This window comes from Mesorhizobium sp. M7A.F.Ca.ET.027.02.1.1 (assembly GCF_004022985.1).
In the GTDB taxonomy this organism is placed as follows: domain Bacteria; phylum Pseudomonadota; class Alphaproteobacteria; order Rhizobiales; family Rhizobiaceae; genus Mesorhizobium.
The window spans coordinates 1-3,094 of record NZ_RZOL01000556.1; the positions used below are offsets into that span (position 1 = coordinate 1).

General features: G+C 62.2%; 3 protein-coding genes. All 3 read right to left on the bottom strand.

The annotated features are described in order from the left end of the window. Nucleotides 1–1,192: CpaE family protein (locus EN749_RS33260; protein WP_128364755.1), on the bottom strand; the 1,192-nt coding region annotated here is incomplete at its 3' end. Between the two features lie 49 nt (nt 1,193–1,241). Continuing rightward, a complete protein-coding gene (locus tag EN749_RS33265) occupies nt 1,242–1,511 on the bottom strand; it encodes a hypothetical protein (RefSeq protein ID WP_127269273.1) in 270 nt (89 codons plus the stop codon). 4 nt (nt 1,512–1,515) lie between these two features. Beyond that, complete coding sequence (locus tag EN749_RS33270) at nt 1,516–2,964, bottom strand: type II and III secretion system protein family protein (protein ID WP_128364756.1); 1,449 nt, start codon at nt 2,962–2,964, stop codon at nt 1,516–1,518. Nucleotides 2,965–3,094: the final 130 nt, after the last annotated feature.

Below are 3,094 nucleotides of genomic sequence, written 5' to 3' on the forward strand. Positions count from 1 at the left end.
ATCCACGGCCCATGCCAAACAGCGAGCGCGATTTCGCCCGGGTTGGGACCGCCTCCTCCGGCAGGATGATCTTCTTCAGATCGTTGACGACATTGGCGTTTGGATCGATCTCGTGCAACGGCACGCCGCGATCGACCGCCTCGCGCACCAGCCGATAGTTGTTGGCGATACCGCCGACGAAATGCTCGCCGAGAATTTCCTGGACGTCCGCCTGCTTGATGCCGTTGTCGAACATCTTCTGTTCGAAACGGTTGACGATGACGTTCGGCTTCACTTCCTTGCCGGCAGTCTCGTAGACCGCCTGGATCAGCCGCTGGGTGTGGCGCAGGCACGGCACCGTCATTTCCGCGACGATGTAGAGCTTGTTGGAACCGAGCAGCACGGTTTCCGTCCATGGAAACCAGGTGCGTGGCATGTCGATGACGACATTGTCGAAATAGGCCGAAACGAGGTCCAGCATGCGCACCACGACATCGGTCTTGAACGAGCGCATCTCTGCTGGATGCGCCGGTGCCGCCAGCACGCACAGCCCGCTGGCATGCTTGGACAGCATCACGTCGAGCAGTTGCCGGTCGAGACGCTCGGGCTGGTTCTCGATCTCGGTGATGTCGAAACGCGGTTCGAGGTCGAGATATTCGGCACAGGCGCCCTGCTGGAAATTGAGATCGACGACGCAGGTCGACGCGCCGCGCGTCACCGAGTGATGCAGCTGGAAAGCGGTCTGCAGCGCCAGCGTGGTGGTGCCGACGCCGCCCGCGGCAGGCATGAAGGTGTAGATCTGCGATTCGGTGTTTTCCTCGCGCCCGGGTCCCTGCAGCGCCCGCACGACGGAGCGCACCAGATCGGCCGTGGTGATCGGCTTGACCAGGAAATCCGCGACCTTGAGCTGCACCAGAATGCGCACCGCGGCGGCGTTGAACTCCTGGGTGACGACGACGACCGGAACCTTGTCCTCCAGCCGGCGCATAATGCGCTGCAGCGACTCGACCTCCTCCAGCCTTGCCGCATCCATGTCGACGATGATGGCGCCGAAGTCGGCTTCCTGGATCTCGCCGCGCAACTCGGTGACGTTCTTCTCCACCGTCGAGAGCTGTATGATCTCGGAGGCGGAAAATGCGGTGCGCGTGTCCTGCGCAAATGTCCTGTCGGTCGATACGAGCAGGATCTTCCTGGTCTTGATGCCGTTTGCCATTCTGTCAGCCTGTCAGGTCGATCGACCGTTGGATCAGTTGCCCGTGGGATCAATTGGTCGTGCTGGACTGCGACGCCTTGGCACCGGCCGCCTGATCGGGTGTGACAGCCGCGGCACTGCCTCGTTGGGCCGGCACCAGGAGCCTGGTGTTCTGGACCCCGTATTTCCAGGGATCGACCATCTGCATGACGGTGTTGGCGGCCTGCGCATTTCCGGCGCCGGCCGTCGGCCCTTCGCTGCGCACATAGTCGTCGCTGGTGCAGCCGGCGGCAAAGCCGGTCAGCAGCAAGGCGACGCTCGATCCAAAGACCAGACGCATGGCTTCAATCCTTCGGCAGGTCGAGGAAATGCCCAGCCGAAGCGGCCGCTGCAGGTTGAGTGACGCGGCCGTCTGCCAGCGCCACGGTGCGACCGGCATCGGAATCCTTCACTTCCTCGGTGTTGTTGAGAAAATAGTCGGCGTTGCTGGCCGGCTGCGTGCCATCTGTCGGCTCGATGAGCTTCTTCGACGGATCGACCGGCTTGACCAGATAGGGCGTCACGATGATGACGAGGTCGGTCTCGCGCCGCTGATAGGATTTCGAGGAAAACAGCGCCCCAAGCACCGGCATCTTGCCGAGGCCGGGAATGCGCGACGTGGTGATGTCGTTTTGCGACTGCAGCAGTCCAGCGATCATGAAGCTCTGGCCGTTCTTCAGGTCGACCGACGTCCTGGCACGGCGCACGATGAAGCCGGGAACCGAGATGGTGCCGATATTGTAGGAGGCCGATGCGTCGATCGAGGAGACTTCCGGCGCGATGTCCAGACTGACCAGCCCATCCTTGAGGACGGTCGGCGTGAAATCCAGGCTGACGCCGTATTTCTTGTAGCTGACCGAGATCTTGCCGTCGTCTTCGGAGACCGGGATCGGGAATTCGCCGCCGGCGAGAAAGCTCGCCGTCTGGCCGGACCGGGCGATCAGGTTCGGCTCGGCCAGCCGCCGCGCCAGACCGCGTTCCTCCAGTGCCTTGATGGCGATATCGATCGACACGCCGTTCGACAAAAGCCTGCCGATGATCTCGCCGGTGCCGGCGGCCGGCACTGTGCCCGGATCGATCGAGACGTCGCGGCCGCCAAGGCCATAGGCGAAATTGGCGGCGTATTTGGCACCCAGATCCTGGCCCGCCTGGCGGTTGATCTCGACAAAGCGGACGTTGAGCTGGACCTGCTGCGACGATGAGATGTTGACCGAGTTGATCACCTCCTCGGTGCCGGAAAAGCGCGTCGCGATCTTGTTTGCCTTTTCGGCGGCGACGGCATCATCGGCCTCGCCCGACAGCACGACCCGGCCATTGGCCGAGCCGACCTTGATCCTGGCATCCGGCACGCTGGCGCGAATGGTGCTGGCCAGTTGGTCTGTGTCGAGCGTCACCTCGATGTCGACGGTGCCGACGAGCTGCTTTTTCTCATCGAACAGCGCAATGCCGGTGGTGCCGAGATTGTTGCCGAGCACATAGAAGGATTTGTCGGTCAGCGGATTGACGTTGGCGATCTCCGGATCGCCGATGACGATCTGGTAGAAGGCGGCACTGGTGATGATCGTCTTCGGCTTGCCCTTGGCAACCTTGATCGACGCATTCTTGGTTGACGACACATAGACGATGTCGTTGTCGGCTCTCGCCGCCGAGGCGCCGAAGGCCAGCATCGCCGCAGCAGCCAGCGAAGACGCGACAGCCACGGCACGCAAAACGCGTAACCGCGTCATGATCCGATATGTGAACAGCCCGAACATTGTCCCGTCCCTCACCCAGTCCCCACTGGCTTATTTCTGGTCCCGCGAAGGAACCTGGTATTCCTCGCGAGGAATACCAGGTTCCTTCGCGGGACCAGAAATAAGCCAGTGGGGACTGGGTGAGGGACGG

Bases quoted from the DNA above. Each gene is read 5' to 3' on its own strand.
- EN749_RS33265 (WP_127269273.1), bottom strand. From the start codon at position 1,511: ATGCGTCTGGTCTTTGGATCGAGCGTCGCCTTGCTGCTGACCGGCTTT.
- EN749_RS33270 (WP_128364756.1), bottom strand. From the start codon at position 2,964: ATGTTCGGGCTGTTCACATATCGGATCATGACGCGGTTACGCGTTTTG.